Consider the following 16,366-nt stretch of genomic DNA (forward strand, 5'->3'; position numbering starts at 1 on the left):
CGCACCATCACTCCGCCCGGCCGTCGCGCAGCCGCGGAATACCGAGCGGATTGCTTTCCTGCAGCCCTTCGGGCAGCAGGTCGTCCGGGAAGTCCTGATAGCATACGGGCCGCAGGAAACGGTCGATCGCGGTCGCGCCAACCGACGTGACGGCCGGGTTCGACGTCGCCGGGAACGGCCCGCCGTGCACCATCGCGTCGCACACTTCGACGCCGGTCGGGTAGCCGTTGACGAGCAGGCGCCCGGCCTTGCGTTCGAGGATCGGCAGCAGGCGGCGCGCGAGCGGCTTGTCGTCGGCGTCGATCTGCAGCGTGGCCGTCAGTTGGCCCTCGAGTGCGTCGAGCACGCGTGCGACTTCGTCGAAGTCACGGCAGCGCACGATCAGCGATGCGGGCCCGAACACTTCGTGGCCGAACGCCGGCTCGGCGAGGAACGCCTGCGCAGCAACTTCATACAATGCGCCGCCCCCCTGGCATTCGGTCTGCGCCGCCTCGCCCGCGCCGATTTCGCGCACGCCCGGCAGTTCGGCCAGCTTGCCGCGGCCGCTGCGATACGCGTCGGCGATGCCGCGCGTCAGCATCACGCCGGCCGGCTTCTTCGCGAGCGCCTGCGCCGCGACGGACTCGAAGCGGTCGAGATCGGGGCCGTCAACCGCGAGCACGAGGCCCGGGTTCGTGCAGAACTGGCCGGTGCCGAGCGTCAGCGACTCGACGAAGCCGGTCGCGATCGCGTCGCCGCGCGCGGCGAGCGCGGCGGGAAACAGCACGACCGGGTTGATGCTGCTCATTTCCGCATAGACCGGAATCGGCTGCGGGCGCGCGTTTGCGAGCTGCACGAGCGCCATGCCGCCCTGGCGCGAGCCGGTGAAGCCGACGGCCTGCACCGCCGGATGGCTGACGAGCGCCGCGCCGGTCACGCGGCCCGGGCCGATCAGCAACGAGAACACGCCGTCCGGCATCCGGCATTTCACCACCGCCGCGCGGATCGCGCGGCCGACCAGCTCGGACGTGCCGAGGTGAGCCTCGTGCGCCTTCACGATCACCGGGCAGCCGGCCGCGAGTGCCGACGCGGTGTCGCCGCCGGCCACCGAGAATGCGAGCGGGAAGTTGCTCGCGCCGAACACCGCGACCGGCCCAAGCCCGACCTTCTGCAGCCGCAGGTCCGAGCGCGGCAGCGGCGTGCGCGCGGGCTGCGCGGGATCGATCGACGCGGCGAGGAAGCGACCGTCGCGCACGACGCGCGCGAACAGCCGGAGCTGGCCGACGGTGCGGCCGCGCTCGCCCTGCAGCCGCGCGACGGGCAGGCCCGTTTCGGCGTGCGCGCGCTCGATCAGCGCGTCGCCGAGCGCGACGATTTCATCGGCGATCGCTTCGAGAAACGCCGCGCGAGCCGCGAGCGGCTGCGCGCGGTACGCGTCGAAGGCATCGCGCGCGAGCTCGCACGCGCGCTCGACGTCGGCCTGCGTCGCGACGCCGAAGGCCGGCGCATCGATCGTCGCACCCTTCGTCGGGTCGAACGCGTGCAAGGTGCCCGCCGAGCCGGCCACCGCTTCGGGGCCGATCAGCATCTCTCCAGTCAGTTGCATGGGATGTGCTCCGTGGTTCGGGAATGATTCGGTCATTGTAGCCCAACAGATATGATGTCTGCCGACATCGTTTCGTCATTCACGCATCGCGTGCGCAGCGTTGCCGCTTGGCGTCGCGCCTTATCCGTCGAGCATAAGCCGTCATTCTTACCCTTTTTCGTCAACTTACAAAGGGAAAACCCGAGGTTTCCACATTCTGAGCGGACACATAAACTTTCATTCATGTCATACGACGACGTACTACTTTAACGTGCCCAATCAGACTCCCTCCCGCGATCTTCCGATCGACCTCGCCGGCACCGCGCGCCGCACCGCCGTGCGCTACTGGATCCTGGCGATGCTGTTCGTCGTCACGACGCTCAACTACGCGGACCGCGCGACGCTGTCGATCACCGGCACGCCGATCCGCAAGGCCTTCGGCATTGATCCGGTGACGATGGGCTATATCTTCTCCGCGTTCAGCTGGGCGTACGTGCTCGCGCAATTGCCGAGCGGCTGGCTGCTCGACCGCTTCGGCGCGCGCCGCGTGTATGCGACCAGCATCTTCCTGTGGTCGGCGTTCACGCTGCTGCAAAGCACGATTGGCCTTGGCGGCAGCGCCGCGTTCGCCGTGACCGCGCTGTTCGTGATGCGTTTTGCGGTCGGCATCGCCGAAGCGCCCGCGTTTCCGGCGAACGCGAAGGTCGTCGCAAGCTGGTTTCCGACCGCCGAGCGCGGCACGGCGTCGGCGATCTTCAATGCCGCGCAGTATTTCGCGGCGGTGGTGTTCTCGCCGCTGATGGCGTGGCTCACGCATGCGTATGGCTGGCATCACGTGTATCTGTGGCTCGGCCTCGCCGGCATCGCGCTTGCATTCCTGTGGTTGCGCGTGATGAAGGATCCGGCCGACCATCCGGCGGTGAACCGCGCGGAACTCGAGCACATCGAGCAAGGCGGCGGCCTCGTGCGCACCACGGGCCGGCCGACCCGCGCGCGCGGCGCCGGCGCGGCGTCGGCGTCCGAAGGCAGCCGCGTCGCGGGCTGGTATTACGTGCGCCAGCTGCTGTCGAACCGGATGCTGCTCGGCGTCTACCTCGGCCAATACTGCGTGAACGTGCTCACGTACTTCTTCCTCACGTGGTTCCCGATCTATCTGGTACAGGCGCGCGGGATGTCGCTGCTGAAGGCGGGCTTCATGACGTCGCTGCCGGCGATCTGCGGGTTCCTCGGCGGCGTGCTCGGCGGGATGCTGTCGGACATGCTGATTCGCCGCGGCGTGTCGCTGACGCTCGCGCGCAAGATCCCGATCGTCGGCGGCATGCTGCTGTCGATGGTCATCATCGGCTGCAATTACGTCGACAGCGAAGCGCTCGTGATCGTGCTGATGGCCGTGTCGTTCTTCGGCAAGGGAATCGGTTCGCTCGGCTGGGCCGTCGTCGCGGACACGGCGCCGAAGGAAGCGATCGGCCTGTCGGGCAGCCTGTTCAACATGTTCGGCAACACGGCCGGCATCGTCGCGCCGATCGCGATCGGCTATCTGGTCGGCGCGAGCGGTTCGTTCAACGGCGCGCTCGTGTTCGTCGGGCTGAACGCGCTCGTCACGGTGCTCAGCTATCTGGTGATCGTGAAGGACATCAAGCGCGTCGAGCTGCGCCATCGCGACGCGTGACCTTGGGGAGGCACCGGGAAGCGACGGCGGCCGCCGTTTTCACGTCGCTCGGGCCGCCGAATGCGCGACGCGCAGCATGTCGTGCACGCCGGACGTCATCAGCGCGAGAAACGCGAGCAGGCCGACGTAGAACAGCGCGTAGGTCGTTTTCGTCTCGACCGACGTCGTGTAGTACGCACGGTTCTCCGGCGCGTCGGGATCGTAGCGCCACGCGCGCTTCAACTGCGGCAGCGCGAGGATCGCCATCACGATCAGCAGCGGGCTCGGCCGGTACACGAACAGCGCGATCAGAACGGGCACGCCCGCGAACCAGATGCGCGGCGACAGCACCGCCGTGATGCGCCCGCCATCGAACGGCGACAGCGGAATCATGTTGAACAGGTTCAGGAAGAAGCCCGTGTAGGCGAGCGCGAGCAGCAGGTTGCTGTCGTAATGCCGTGCGGCCGCGTAGCAGGCCAGCGCGCCGAGCGTGCCGACGAACGGCCCGGCCAGCCCGACGTACGCTTCGGTTTCGGCGTCGTGCGGCATCTCCTTCAGCTGGATCCATGCGCCGACGAACGGAATGAACGTCGGCAGCCCGACGTCGAGCCCGCGCCGCTGCGCGGCCACGTAGTGGCCGGCTTCGTGAACCAGCAGCAGCGCGACGAAGCCGACCGCGAAGCGCCATCCGTAGAACAGCGCGTACACCGCGATCGACGCCAGCATGGTGCCCGCCGACATGAGCACCTTGCCGAACTTCAGGCCGCCGAAAATCAGCAACAGCAGCTTCGTCATTCCTTGCGCTCCGTGCCGGACACGGCGGCAGCGTCGGTTGCATCGGTTGCATCGGCAACGACCGGCACGGCCGCCGGCTTCGGCTTGCGCCCGAAGAAGCGCTTCAGCGCCGCGCCGCCCGCCAGCAACGCGACCGCGCCGATCTTGAAGAACTTCACGGCGAACGCGCCGATCGGCGCGAGCAGCCCGAGCTTCTTCGCGCCGACGCCGACGATCAGCGCCGCGAGCCCGTACTCCGCGACGTGGTCGGTCGACTTGTTGAAATCGGCATAGCGCTTGCCGTCGTTGAAGCGGATGTTCGCGAGCAGGCCGTCGGCCGAAGGCTTGTATTTCGGCAGATCGGCGAGCGTCGACGCCATCGTCAGCGACAGGTAGCCGTCGCGGCCGAGCACGAGCGTCCGATAGTTCACGCCGTCGCTTTGCGCGTTCGCCGCCGCGCCCTTGTCGCGGATGATCGCGGACCACACGAGCCGGTGCGTGGCGGCGTCGTACGCGGGCGCCTGCGCCCAGCCGACCACCTCGGTCTCCGGCAGCCCGCGTTCCTTGCGCGCCGGGTTGTTTGCCTCGGTGCCGGCCTGTAGGCTCTTCAGCAATTCGTCCGGTTTCCAGTCCTTCGCGTCGTCGTCGCGAATGTAGCCGCTCGGCTCGAACGACACGACCGAGATCCAGTCGGCGTCCGGGTCCGTGGGCAGCACGAGGCCGACCAGCTTCGATTCGTCGATCGAGTTGCCCATCGAGCGCAGGTAGCGGCCGGCTTCGGCGGCCGGCACGAACGACTCGCCTTCCTTCAGCTTCAGCACGGCTTCGTGCTTGACGTCGATATCGGCCGGCCCGTTCACGACGACCTTGTTGGCGGCCGCGGCGGCGGCCCTCATTTCGACCTGCGCGGCTTCGGTCTGCGCATGGCTGCTGGTTGCGGCGAGCGCGAGCATCGCCATGAAGGCGACGCGGACGGCGAATTTTTTCATTGTTGGATTCCCCTGGAATGCCTTGTTGTAAATGTGCGCGGCATCCGGCCGGGCGTCGTGGTCGCGGGCCGATGTCGCCTCTCAGGTGGCACGGGAGCTATGGTAACGCAGCGTCAGCGCACATCCGGGAACGGAATGCGGGGGCGCAACGGGGCCTCGGGCGGCGGCAGGTGGCGGCGCGAATGCGCGCCGATCCGGAATGCTTACCTCGCAGGTAATGCCCGATGCGCGCGGGATTGCCTATCATCTTCGTCATGAACTCGACCGCCACCCTTCAATCGCTCCCTCCGTCCGCCGGCCGCGTGTCCGGCATCGGCTCGCTGCTGCGCACCTGGCGTCAACGCCGGCGGCTGAGCCAGATGGCCCTCGCGCTGGAGGCGGAGGTGTCCGCGCGACACCTGAGCTTCGTCGAATCCGGGCGCGCGCAGCCGAGCCGGGAGATGGTGCTGCATCTCGCCGAGCGCCTCGACGTGCCGCTGCGCGAGCGCAATGCGCTGCTCGTCGCGGCCGGCTATGCGCCGCTGTTTCGCGAGCGTCCCTTCTCCGATCCGCAGCTCGATGCGGCACGGCACGCGGTCGAAGCCGTGCTGCGCGGCCACGAACCGTACCCGGCACTCGCGGTGGATCGTCACTGGACGTTGCTCGCGGCGAACCGGATGCTCGGCGCGCTCGTCAAGCAGGCCGATCCGGCGCTCTTGCAGCCGCCCGTCAACGTGCTGCGTCTGAGCCTGCATCCTGACGGCCTCGCGCCGCAGATCGTCAACTGGCACGAATGGCGCGCGCATATCCTGCATCGGCTGCAACGGCAGATCGACGCGAGCGGCGACCGCACGCTGCATGCGCTGCGCGACGAGCTCGCCGCCTATCTGGCACCTGCCGGCCAGCCCGACGACACGCACGCACGCGCCGACTACGCGGACATCGCGGTGCCGCTGCGGCTGCGCACGTCCGCCGGCGAACTGACGTTCTTCAGCACGACGACCGTGTTCGGTACGCCGGTGGACGTCACGCTGTCGGAACTCGCGATCGAGGCGTTTTTCCCGGCGAACCCGGAAACGGTGGACGCGATGCGCACGCTGGCGGAGACGATGCCGGCTCAGTGAGCATCGTCAACGCCGCTCGAACGCCAGCTTCACGCCCAGCCCGAGAAGCACCGCGCCGCTCACCCGGTGCATGCGGGTCAGGATGCGCGGATTGCGCCGGATTGACGTCGACAGCAGGCCGGCGAACAACGCGACCGGCCCCTTGACGAGAAACGTCAGGCCGGCAAACGTCGTGCCGAGCACGAACAACGACAGCATCGGATGCGCGGCGCCGGCCGGCACGAACTGCGGCAGAAACGCGAGATAGAACAGCGCGACCTTCGGATTCGACACGTTGGACAGCGCGCCTTGCGCGAACGTGCGCAAGCCGGACGCCGGCGCGTCGCGACCGCTCGCGAGCGTCAGCTCGCCGGACGAACGCAGCAACGTGATGCCAAGGTACAGCAGGTACAGCGCGCCGATCATCTTCAATGCAGTGAACAGCCATTCGGATGCCTGAAGAAGTGCGCCGAGGCCGAGCGTCGCGAGCATCGTATGCACGAGCAAGCCGACGCTGACACCCGCCGCGGTTACGAGGCCCGCCCGCGTGCCGCCGGACAGCGTGCGCGACATCACGAGCACCATGTCCTGGCCCGGCGTCAGAATGATCAGAAGGGAGGTGGCCATGAACGGCAACCAGGCTACGTGCGGCATCGGGATTCTCCTGAAAGCGGCACCGGGGCGGACGGGCGGGAATCGCGCGCCTGCGACGCCGGGCAGTCGTCCGATTATCGGCAACCGGCAGTGGAGAATGGCTGCGAAGTCGGCTATTTTCGATGTCGGGTTTGGAGTTATTCTCCAATCTTCATCACGTTGGTAGTCAAAAATGCCAATCAAGCTGGATGCCATCGATCGGCGCATCTTGCGTGCGCTGCAACGAAACTCGAATCAGACGAATGCCCAACTCGCCGAAGAGGTGGGCCTCTCGCCCACGCCTTGCCTGCGCCGCGTTCACCTGCTCGAGGAACAGGGCGTCATCGACGCGTACGTCGCGCTGCTGAACCCGGCGGCCGTCGAGCTGCGATTCACGGCATTCGTGCGCGTCACGCTGGAGCGTCAGGACAAGACGACCGTCGAACGCTTCGCGCGCGAGATGGAGCAAGCGCCCGAGGTGCTCGAATGCCATCTGATGGCCGGCAGCTACGACTATCTGCTGCGCGTCATCGCGAAGGATCTGGACGACTACCAGCGCTTTCAGATGGAAACGCTCACGCAGATCGAAGGCGTACGCAACGTCGAAACCGAGATTCCGCTGAAACGCATCAAGCAGACGGTGCGGCTGCCAATCTAGGTGCCGAGAAACGTCGCGGCTTCCCCGGGCCGGCCGCCCGTTCAACTAGCCGTCGCGCACGACGACCTGCCCGCGCGCGACAGGCTGCACGGGCCAGCCCGTGATCGCGCGTCCGTCGTCCGGCGTCCAGCCGCTCACGCTCGCCCATGAATCAGAACTCGTTCTGGATGTGCTTGTAACCGCGCACCAGCGCGTTGTTCGTCCGCGCGACGTCCTCGGAGAAATCGCTCGCGTCGGGCGTCACCTGAGGCCGTGCGGCGAGGTCGGTTTCCGGCCCGATGCGTTCGGTCGACCGCACGTAGAAGCCGGACGGCAAACGGCAGCCGTCGACGACCGCGTTGTAGCGCACCACGCAGCCGTCATCGATCGTGCAATTGAACAGCACGCTGTTGAATCCGACGAACACGCCATCGCCGACCGTGCACGGCCCGTGGACGATCGCGCGATGCGCGATCGACGTGTGCCGGCCGATCGTCACGCTCGCGCCCGATTTCGAATGGATCACAACGCCGTCCTGGATGTTCGAATGCGCACCGATCACGATCGGCGCGATCTGGCCGTCCGCATCCGTTTCGTCGGCGCGGATCACCGCGTACGGGCCGATGAACACGTTCTCCTCGACGATCACGCGCCCGCACAGGATGGCGGTGGGGTCCACGAACGCGTTCGGATGAATCTGCGGCAGGTCGCCGCGCGGATTTTTTCGGATCATGACGATTCCTGCCGGGAAAGGACCTGGCCGCGCTTGAGCCGCTCGAACAGGCCCGGATCGCGCCACTGCGCGACGATCGCGGGCGCGAACACGATCGCGTCGAGGTCGATGCAGCCCATGCGCGAGTTGAATGCATCGTCGCGGAAGCATTGTGCGTAGCCGGTCTCGGTTTCGTGAACGATCACCGAATACAGTCGCACGCCGGCTTCGCCGTTCGACATCGGCGTGCCCGACAACGCGGCATCGACGAGCCGGAACAGCACGCGCGAGAACTGCTCGGCGCTCGGCGACACCGGCAGCCGCACCCAGCGCTCCGAATGCCGGCGCATGCTTTCGACGTAGCGCGGATCGTCGTCCGACCACAGCGTCACCGCATGGTCGAACGCGTCGATCAGGTCGCGCACGTCGCCCTTGAGCAGCCCGAAGTCGTAGATCATCTGCCCGTGATCCAGTGCATGCGCTTCGAGCAGCAACTCGACACGGTACGAGTGGCCATGGATCGAATGCGAGCAGCGCCGCGTGCTGCAACCACGTACGACGTGTGCGTTCTCGAACCGGAACAGCTTGCGGATCAGCATGCGTCGCCCCCTTCGCGTACCGGTGCGGCCCACGCCACTGCATCGTGCGGATGCAGGCTCTCGAGATGGCGCACGCGCACGCGCGGGCTCGCATGGCGATCCTCCAGCGCGGCCTGCACGCGGCGCGCGGCATCCTCGACGAACATCAGGTTCTCGCCGTTCAGTACCGCGAACGCCTGCTCGTCCGCACGCTTGACGGCCGTCTGCACCGGCGTGCCCAGCGCACGCTCGACGCGATCGACAAGGTCGATCAGCCCCAGTGTCGCGCCATCGGCCGGCAGTGCCACGTCGACGACGGCTTCGCTGCGCTGGCTGTGCGGCGTGGCGGCCGTCGCATGCCGTTTCAGCCATGCGGCGACCGCCGCCGGTTCCACGCGGTCCTCGCGGCCGAACGCCGTCAGAAACGCCTGTTCGACCCAGTGCCGCGACAGCGCGGCCGAGCACGGGCACGTCGACGAATAGACAATCGTCGTCTGCGCACGCAGCGCGAACGCATCCCCGGCCAGCGTCGCGTCGATCTGCACCGGATAAGCCTTCCAGCCGGCCAGCCCCTCGGTCACGAGCGCGGCGCGACGGGCCAGCAGGTCGAAGCGCAGCCGCACGCGCGCGCTGCGCGTGGCGCAGTCGTGGTGGCTGTCGATCATCGCGCGCAACATGCGCTGCAAGCCCGCCCGCGACAGCGCTTCGCCATCGGCAAGCCGGTCGAGCAGCCCGTACAGCCGCGACATGTGGATGCCTTTCACCCGCGGCGCAGGCAGATCGACCTGGACGTCGGCACGTGCATGCACGTCGCGCCGGCAACCGGGCTCCGCCACGACGACAGGCAGATCGACGTTCTGCATGCCGACCCATTCGAGCGGGCGATGGCCCGGCGCGGCATCGGTCAGGGAAATATCGGGAAGCGCTGCATTCATGTCTGGAATCCGGTGGAGCGCCGTCTCCATCCGGATCGATGCAGGCAGCGCGCGTTCAGGTCAGGGCCAGTCGCGAAACGGGTTGTCCCACGTGGTCCAGTGTTCGGGGCCGATCGCCATCTCGGCGTCAGTCAGCAGACACGCGTCGAAGCGGGCGCGCAACGCCGGCTCGTCCATGTCCATGCCGATCAGCACGAGTTCCTGCCGCGCGTCGCCGACGTGCTCGTCCCAGCGCGCGCGGATCTGCGCGACGGCTTCCGGATCCTGCGGCCAGCGCTCGGGCGGCACGGCCGCCCACCAGTGGCCGGCCGGCCCGTGCCGCGCAACCGCGCCCGCCTGCGACCACGAACCGGCGACCGTCGGATGCGTGGCCAGCCAGAAGAAGCCCTTCGAGCGGACGACGCCCGGCCATTCGCTTTCGACGAGATCGAGGAAGCGCTGCGGATGGAACGGCCGCCGCGCACGATAGACGAAGCTGCGAATCCCGTATTCGTCGGTCTCCGGCGTGTGCGTGCCGCGCAGCTCCCGCAGCCAGCCCGGCGCGCGCGACGCCGCGTCGAAGTCGAACAGGCCCGTGTCGAGCACACGCTCGAGCGGCACCTTGCCGAATTCGGCGATCTCGATCCGCGCACGCGGGTTCAGCCCGCGCAGCAGTGCGACCAGCCGCTCACGCGAGCGGCCGTCGATCAGGTCGATCTTGTTGATCACGAGCACGTCGCAGAACTCGATCTGCTCGATCAACAGATCGACGACCGTGCGTGCGTCCTCGTCGCCCATCGATTCGCCGCGCGATTGCAGGCTGTCGCGCGATGCGTAGTCGCGCAGGAAATTGAACGCGTCGACCACCGTCACCATCGTGTCGAGCCGCGCGACTTCGCCGAGACTGCGGCCGTCCTCACCCTCGAACGTGAACGTCTCGGCCACCGGCAGCGGCTCCGAGATGCCGGTCGATTCGATCACGAGCTGATCGAAGCGCCCTTCGCGCGCGAGCCGGTCGACCTCGATCAGCAGATCCTCGCGCAGCGTGCAGCAGATGCAGCCGTTGCTCATCTCGACCAGCTTCTCGTCGGTGCGCGACAGCCCGGCGCCGCCGTCGCGCACGAGCGCCGCATCGATGTTGACCTCCGACATGTCGTTGACGATGACCGCGACGCGCCGGCCCTCGCGATTGTTGAGGATGTGGTTGAGCAGCGTCGTCTTGCCGGCGCCGAGAAAGCCGGACAGGACGGTCACGGGAAGCCGCGGGGACGGGTGAAGGGCGGGACTCATCGGTGATTCCGGTACAGGACGTTGAAGATGAAATGATATATTGTATCGCTACGATATAACATATCATTCCGGACGTCCAGCAGCCCGACTCGTCGATGTGGCAACAGCGAAGGCAGCAGCACGCGGCGCCATGCCCGTGCCCCCGCTGCGTATTACGTATACAGCGACGCCGGCGGCAATTCCGCGGTGAGCGCGAACCGGCCCACGTCGCGCAGCCGGTAGTCGAGCGGATCGTGCAGCGTATGCGTGCGCGCGTTGCGCCAGAAGCGGTCGAGGCCGAGCGATGCGGCCGTCGCGCGCGCGCCGCACGCGTCGAACAGCGCCTCGCCGTTGTCGAGCGCCGCGCGCTGCGCGACGATCTTCGCCTCCGACACCGCGAGCGCCGCTTCGGCGCGTTCGTCGGCGGTCAGCGCGTCGCGACGCGCCCATGCGCGCTGCAACGCGGCTGCCGCGCGATCGGCGAGCGACGCCGCCGCCACCGCCTGCACACGCATGTCGCCGAAGCGCTGCAGCGTATAAGGATCGTCGCTCGCTTGCGCAACGCCCGAGTTGATCCACGGCCGGCCGTGCGCCAGCACGTAGTCGCGCGCCTCGGCCAGCGCGCCTTCCGCGAGCCCGACGAACAGGTTCGTCAGCACGAGTTGCGAGACCAGCGTGCGCAGCGTCGCGCGCGGCGTCGGCGGCGTTTCGGAACGGTGCAGCACTTCATCGGGCGCGAGCACGACGCCGTCGAAGCGCACGCTGCCGCTGTCGGTCTGCCGCTGGCCGATCGGGTCCCAGTCCGTGTCGACCGCGATCCCGTCGCGATCGGTCGGCACGACGCCGAACACGGCACGACCGGTTTCCGGATCGTGCGCGGACACGGTCATCCGCTGCGAGCCGCGCGTGCCCGAGCAGAAGCCCTTCACGCCGTCGAGCCGATAGCCGCCGTCCGCCGTTGCGGTTGCCACGAGCCGCGTGTCGAGCGGGTTGACCGCATTGCCCCACCACCAGCGATGCTCGACCGTGCCGCGCAGATAGCGTTCGCGTTGCGCCGCGCTGCCCCATACATCGACGCTCACCACCTGCAGCGCCTGGAACCCGACCAGATGCGCAAGCGCGCTGTCGACACGCGCGATGCGCCGGATCGTGTCGTAGATCGTCGGCCACGCGGCTTCCTGTCCACCGAACTCGCGTGGCACCGCGAGCGTCAGCAGTCCCGCATCGGCGAGCCACCGCTTTTCGTCCGCCGCGTGGCCGCCCGCGCGGTCGCGCTCGGCGGCCGTCGCCCGCAGTGCGTCGATCGCGCGCGCCAGCGCGTCGGTGTCGATCGCGCCGGCGCCGGGATCCGGCGCAAGCGTCGCCGGCCTGCGCGGGTCGTTCATGCGACGGCGCCCTCCGAAACGGTTTCGCGCGCAACGACTTCGTGCGACAGCGGCACCAGCGCATCGAGTCGCCGACCGGTCAGCCGCGACAGGATCTCGCGCCGCCAGTCGTCGTAGATCGCGCGGTATTCGGCGATATCCGCGTCGAACACGTGCGCGGTATGCGCGTACTCGTCGTGCAGATAGCCGTCGAGCCGCGCCTGCGTTTCCTCGTCGGCCGCGATCACGCGGTCGATCAGTGCGTCGCGCTCGGCGGCCGGCAGCGCATTCAACGTGTCGAACCACCACTGGACGATCTGCACGCGATGCCATTCCTCGTCCGGGCGAATCCGGTTCTCGCCATGCTCGCGCATCGCGCCGTCGGCGATGCGGCCGGTCTTGCGCTGGATCCACAGCTTCGCGAGGATGTGCAGCTCGTAATGCCATTCGAATGCGAGAAAGCCCGCGACGTCGCGCACCGCGATATCGCCGATGCGTTCCCAGTGCGCGGCAACGAGCCGCTCGACTTCGGGCAGCGGATCGCGGCCCGTCAGTTCGGTCACGCGCTCGCGACCGATCACGGCGTGCGCGCCGTCGTCGCCGAGCTGGCGCGACAGGATCAGCTGGAAATGCGGATCGTCGCGGAACAACGTATCGATCGCCTTCGCGACGACCTGCACGATGAACAGGTCGTGCGACGCCATCTTCGTGTAGTAGTCGGCGACCGCGCCCAGTTCGTGTTCACCGCGCGGCTCGCGCGGCGGTGTCGCCAGCTTGTCCGGGAAGCCTGGACGATGGCGTCGCGCGACGTCCAGAAACAGCGCTTCCTCGAATTGTCCGTTCCATTCGCGCGGGGCGCCGGTAGGTAGGGTCATGGGTATCGTTCTCTCAGGGTCTTCAATGAAAGGAGCCGGCGCTCGTGGCGCCGCTCAGGTACGCCGGGTCACGCGTCGGACCAGGCGGTCGCCCGTGATTTGCACGGCCGAAACAAGTGCGATCAGGATCACGATCACGGTCGCCATGACCGTGGTGTCGAAGCGCTGGTAGCCGTAGCGGATCGCGAGATCGCCGAGCCCGCCCGCGCCGACGGCACCCGCCATCGCGGTCGAGCCAATCAGTGCGACGACGGTGATCGTGAAGCCGCCGAGCATGCCCGGCAGCGCCTCGGGCAGCAGCACGTGCCATACGATGTGACGGCGTTTCGCGCCCATCGCGAGCGTGGCCTCGATCAACCCGCGATCGACTTCGCGCAAGCTCACCTCCGCAATGCGCGCGAAGAACGGAATCGCGGCGATCGACAGCGGCACGACGGCCGCCCACACGCCGATGGTCGTGCCGATCAACACACGCGTGAACGGCAGCAGCGCGACGAGCAGGATGATGAATGGCGTCGAGCGAAACACGTTGACGAGCGCGCCGAGCACCGCGTTCACGCCGCGCCGCGCGTAGATGCCGCCGGGCGCGGTCGTCACGAGGATCACCGCGAGCGGGATGCCGATCAGCGCGGCGATCGCGGCCGACGCGGCGACCATCGACAGCGTGTCGCGGATCGCGTCGAGCAATTCGGGCCACCAGAGTTCAAACATAGCCGAGCACCTCCGCGTGGTTCGCGTGGCGGCGTGCGCGTTCGAGCAGTGCCGCGACCGCGCCGCCGCGTGTCGGCGATTGGCCGGCGTCATCCGCGCGCGGCGCTGCCGCGATCACGAGACGCCCCTGCGCATGCCCCTGGATCCGCTCGATTCCGCCGTGCAGGAAGCGCACCGAACCGCCGAGCGCCGCCGTGAGCGCGCCGACATCGGGCTCGCCGCCGCTCTCGCCCGTATAACGGACGTCGAGCACGACGTGCGCGCCGGCCGGCAGCGCGGCCAGCTCGGGCAACGGGTGCACGCGCGCGGCCAGTTCGGCCGGCAAGTCGTGCACGAGCGTACTGAGCAGTGCGCGCGTCGCGCCGTGACGCGGATCGCCGAACACGCGCCACACCGGGCCCGTTTCGACGACCTCGCCCTGCTCGATCACCGCAACCGTGTCGCACACCGCGCGGATCACTTCCATCTCGTGCGTGATCAGCACGATGGTGAGCCCGAGGCGGCGATTGATGTCGGCGAGCAGCGCGAGGATCGATTGCGTCGTCTCGGGATCGAGCGCCGATGTCGCCTCGTCGCACAACAACACCTCCGGATCGTGCACCAGCGCCCGCGCGATGCCCACGCGCTGTTTCTGGCCGCCCGACAGGCTCGCCGGATACGCGTCGCGCTTCGCCGCGAGCCCGACGAGTTCGAGCAACGCATCGACCTTGCGCGCGCGCTCGGCTTTCGGCACGCCCGCGATCTTCAGCGGCAGCGCGACGTTCTCGAACACCGTCTTCGCCGACAGCAGGTTGAAATGCTGGAACACCATCCCGGTACGGCGGCGCAATGCGACGAGCCCGTCCTCGTCGAGTGCGCCGACGTCGATGTCGTGCACGCGCACGCTGCCCGAGCTCGGCCGCTCGAGCCCGTTGACGAGCCGCAGCAGCGTCGACTTGCCTGCACCGCTGCGGCCGATGATGCCGAATACCTCGCCGCGCCGGACCTCGAGCGTCACGTCGCGCAGCGCGACGGCCTGGCCGCGCGGCGTCGGGAAAACCTTGCCGACGTGCGCGAACGACACGGCGGCGCCGTCGGTGCGTGCACGCGCTTCATCATGCGCCGCATGTGCGTGCGCGCCTGCGCCGGCCCGCACGGCCGAGGGCTCGATGAATCCCAGCGTATCGAACAATTGCGTCATCGTTTCGCTCCGTCACGTTCATGCATGCGCGGGATGCGCGGGCTCCGTCACCGGCACGGCGGCCGGCCGATGCTGCGCGCCCGTGTGCCAGGCCGGCAGCCGCGCGCCCGCGCCGAACAGTTTCTCCCGCAGCGTCGGCGCCGGATCGTAGTCTTCCTTGTAGATGCCGCGGTTCTGCAGTTCCGGCACGACCCAGTCGACGAAATCCTCGAACGACTCGGGCATCACGGTGCGCGTGAGGTTGAAGCCGTCGATGCCCGTCTCGTCGATCCACGACTGCAGTTCGTCCGCGACCTGCGACGGCGAGCCGACGATCGGCGCATAGCGCCCACCGAGCGACATCTGTTCGAGCATCCGGCGCACGGTCCAGGTGCCGCTCGTGCTCTTTTTCGAAATCGCGTCGACGGCCGACTGGATCGAATCGGTCTTCACGTATGAAATCGGTTCGTCGAGGCCGTACTTCGCGAAGTCGATGCCGGTCGAGCTCGCGAAATGCGCGAGGCCGGCTTCCGGGCTCGCGTAGCGCCGGTATTCGTCGAATTTTTCGCGCGCGAGAAGTTCGGTCTCGGCGGTCACGACGCTCACGCCCGCAAAAATCCTGATCGATGCGGGATCGCGCCCCTGCCGTGCAGCAGCCGCGCGAATATCGAGCGCGGCCGCGCGCGCGGCGGCCTTGCTCTGCCCGTTCACGAACACGCACTCCGCATGCCGCCCCGCGAACTCGACGCCACGCGCGGACGAACCGGCCTGGTACAGCACCGGCGTGCGCTGCGGCGACGGCTCGCTCAGATGGATCGCGTCCACCGAGTAGAACGGCCCGTCGTGCTTCACGCGGCGCACCTTGCCCGGTTGCGTGAACACGCGGGCCTGCGCGTCGCGGATCACCGCGTCGTCGTCCCAGCTCTGTTCCCACAGCTTGTAGACGACGTCCATGTAATCGTCCGCGCGTTCGTAGCGGTCGTCGTGGCCGATCTGTTTCGCAAGGCCCATCCCGCGCGCGGCGCTGTCCAGATAGCCGGTCACGATGTTCCAGCCGATGCGCCCCTTCGTCAGGTGGTCGAGCGTCGACATGCGGCGCGCGAACAGGTAAGGCGGCTCGTACGTCAGGTTCGCGGTCACGCCGAAGCCGAGATGTTGCGTGACCTGCGCCATCGCGGGCACGAGCAGCAGCGGATCGTTGACGGGCACCTGCACCGATTCGCGCAGCGCGGCATCCGGGCCGCCGCCGAACACGTCGTATACGCCGACGATGTCCGCGAGAAAGATTCCGTCGAACTTGCCGCGTTCGAGCGTCCTCGCGAGATCGGCCCAGTAGTCGAGATCGGTGTAGTGCGCGGAGCGGTCGCGCGGATGCGTCCACAGCCCGTGGTTGATGTGCCCGACACAGTTCATGTTGAACGCGTTGAGCAGGATCTTCTTGCGGTTCGTCGTCATGT

16 protein-coding genes are annotated in these 16,366 nt (G+C 68.0%); 3 read left to right on the plus strand and 13 right to left on the minus strand.

The annotated features are described in order from the left end of the window. Positions 1–7: 7 nt before the first annotated feature. Positions 8–1,585 (minus strand): aldehyde dehydrogenase (NADP(+)), encoded by a 1,578-nt coding sequence (locus HW466_RS04710; protein ID WP_174905694.1) that lies wholly within the window; start codon positions 1,583–1,585, stop codon positions 8–10. 250 nt (positions 1,586–1,835) lie between these two features. On the opposite strand from HW466_RS04710, the gene HW466_RS04715 reads away from it, so the two are divergent. Beyond that, positions 1,836–3,233 carry an MFS transporter gene (locus HW466_RS04715; protein WP_279610337.1) on the plus strand — a complete coding sequence of 466 codons (1,398 nt, stop codon included), beginning with the start codon at positions 1,836–1,838 and terminating at the stop codon, positions 3,231–3,233. A 39-nt stretch (positions 3,234–3,272) separates the two neighbouring features. On the opposite strand, the gene HW466_RS04720 is transcribed toward HW466_RS04715, so the two are convergent. Both HW466_RS04720 and HW466_RS04725 read right to left on the minus strand, forming a co-directional pair. Continuing rightward, positions 3,273–4,007, minus strand: a complete 735-nt coding sequence (locus HW466_RS04720; RefSeq protein ID WP_151005745.1) for a site-2 protease family protein — start codon at positions 4,005–4,007, stop codon at positions 3,273–3,275. Continuing rightward, complete coding sequence (locus tag HW466_RS04725; protein WP_151005747.1) at positions 4,004–4,975, minus strand: DUF2167 domain-containing protein; 972 nt, start codon at positions 4,973–4,975, stop codon at positions 4,004–4,006. Before HW466_RS04725 ends, HW466_RS04720 begins: the two co-directional genes overlap by 4 nt. Before the next feature lie 254 nt (positions 4,976–5,229). Here HW466_RS04725 and HW466_RS04730 point away from each other — a divergent pair, with 254 nt between their 5' ends. Next, complete coding sequence (locus HW466_RS04730) at positions 5,230–6,078, plus strand: helix-turn-helix domain-containing protein (RefSeq protein WP_151005749.1); 849 nt, start codon at positions 5,230–5,232, stop codon at positions 6,076–6,078. A gap of 6 nt (positions 6,079–6,084) precedes the next feature. Here the strand turns inward: HW466_RS04730 and HW466_RS04735 are convergent, their stop codons facing one another. Next, positions 6,085–6,711: a LysE family translocator gene (locus HW466_RS04735; RefSeq protein WP_059528415.1), complete on the minus strand. Its 627-nt coding sequence runs from the start codon at positions 6,709–6,711 to the stop codon at positions 6,085–6,087. 172 nt (positions 6,712–6,883) lie between these two features. On the opposite strand from HW466_RS04735, the gene HW466_RS04740 reads away from it, so the two are divergent. Beyond that, positions 6,884–7,348, plus strand: a complete 465-nt coding sequence (locus HW466_RS04740; RefSeq protein WP_081053177.1) for an Lrp/AsnC family transcriptional regulator — start codon at positions 6,884–6,886, stop codon at positions 7,346–7,348. Between the two features lie 151 nt (positions 7,349–7,499). Here HW466_RS04740 and HW466_RS04745 read toward each other — a convergent pair whose 3' ends face one another. The 9 genes from HW466_RS04745 to HW466_RS04785 form a co-directional block, all read right to left on the minus strand. After that, a complete protein-coding gene (locus tag HW466_RS04745; RefSeq protein ID WP_151005750.1) occupies positions 7,500–8,060 on the minus strand; it encodes a gamma carbonic anhydrase family protein in 561 nt (186 codons plus the stop codon). Continuing rightward, complete coding sequence (locus HW466_RS04750) at positions 8,057–8,638, minus strand: 6-pyruvoyl trahydropterin synthase family protein (RefSeq protein ID WP_151005752.1); 582 nt, start codon at positions 8,636–8,638, stop codon at positions 8,057–8,059. Before HW466_RS04750 ends, HW466_RS04745 begins: the two co-directional genes overlap by 4 nt. After that, positions 8,632–9,552 (minus strand): GTP cyclohydrolase FolE2, encoded by a 921-nt coding sequence (gene folE2, locus HW466_RS04755; RefSeq protein WP_174905695.1) that lies wholly within the window; start codon positions 9,550–9,552, stop codon positions 8,632–8,634. Before folE2 ends, HW466_RS04750 begins: the two co-directional genes overlap by 7 nt. Positions 9,553–9,612: 60 nt before the next feature. Continuing rightward, entirely contained in the window at positions 9,613–10,821 is a 1,209-nt protein-coding gene (zigA, locus tag HW466_RS04760; protein WP_174905696.1) for a zinc metallochaperone GTPase ZigA, read from the minus strand. Positions 10,822–10,973: 152 nt separating this feature from the next. Beyond that, entirely contained in the window at positions 10,974–12,185 is a 1,212-nt protein-coding gene (locus tag HW466_RS04765) for an acyl-CoA dehydrogenase family protein (protein ID WP_174905697.1), read from the minus strand. Further along, positions 12,182–13,039, minus strand: coding sequence for a hypothetical protein (locus HW466_RS04770; RefSeq protein WP_151007004.1), 858 nt, complete (start codon positions 13,037–13,039; stop codon positions 12,182–12,184). Before HW466_RS04770 ends, HW466_RS04765 begins: the two co-directional genes overlap by 4 nt. Before the next feature lie 54 nt (positions 13,040–13,093). Then, a complete protein-coding gene (locus tag HW466_RS04775) occupies positions 13,094–13,750 on the minus strand; it encodes a methionine ABC transporter permease (RefSeq protein WP_151007005.1) in 657 nt (218 codons plus the stop codon). After that, on the minus strand, positions 13,743–14,930 hold the full coding sequence (locus tag HW466_RS04780; RefSeq protein WP_174905698.1) for a methionine ABC transporter ATP-binding protein: 1,188 nt from the start codon (positions 14,928–14,930) through the stop codon (positions 13,743–13,745). The genes HW466_RS04775 and HW466_RS04780 overlap by 8 nt, the downstream gene beginning before the upstream one ends. Before the next feature lie 18 nt (positions 14,931–14,948). Then, positions 14,949–16,364, minus strand: a complete 1,416-nt coding sequence (locus tag HW466_RS04785) for an LLM class flavin-dependent oxidoreductase (RefSeq protein WP_059799223.1) — start codon at positions 16,362–16,364, stop codon at positions 14,949–14,951. Positions 16,365–16,366 lie beyond the last annotated feature (2 nt).

Source organism: Burkholderia territorii (genome assembly GCF_902833055.1).
In the GTDB taxonomy this organism is placed as follows: Bacteria; Pseudomonadota; Gammaproteobacteria; order Burkholderiales; family Burkholderiaceae; genus Burkholderia; species Burkholderia territorii.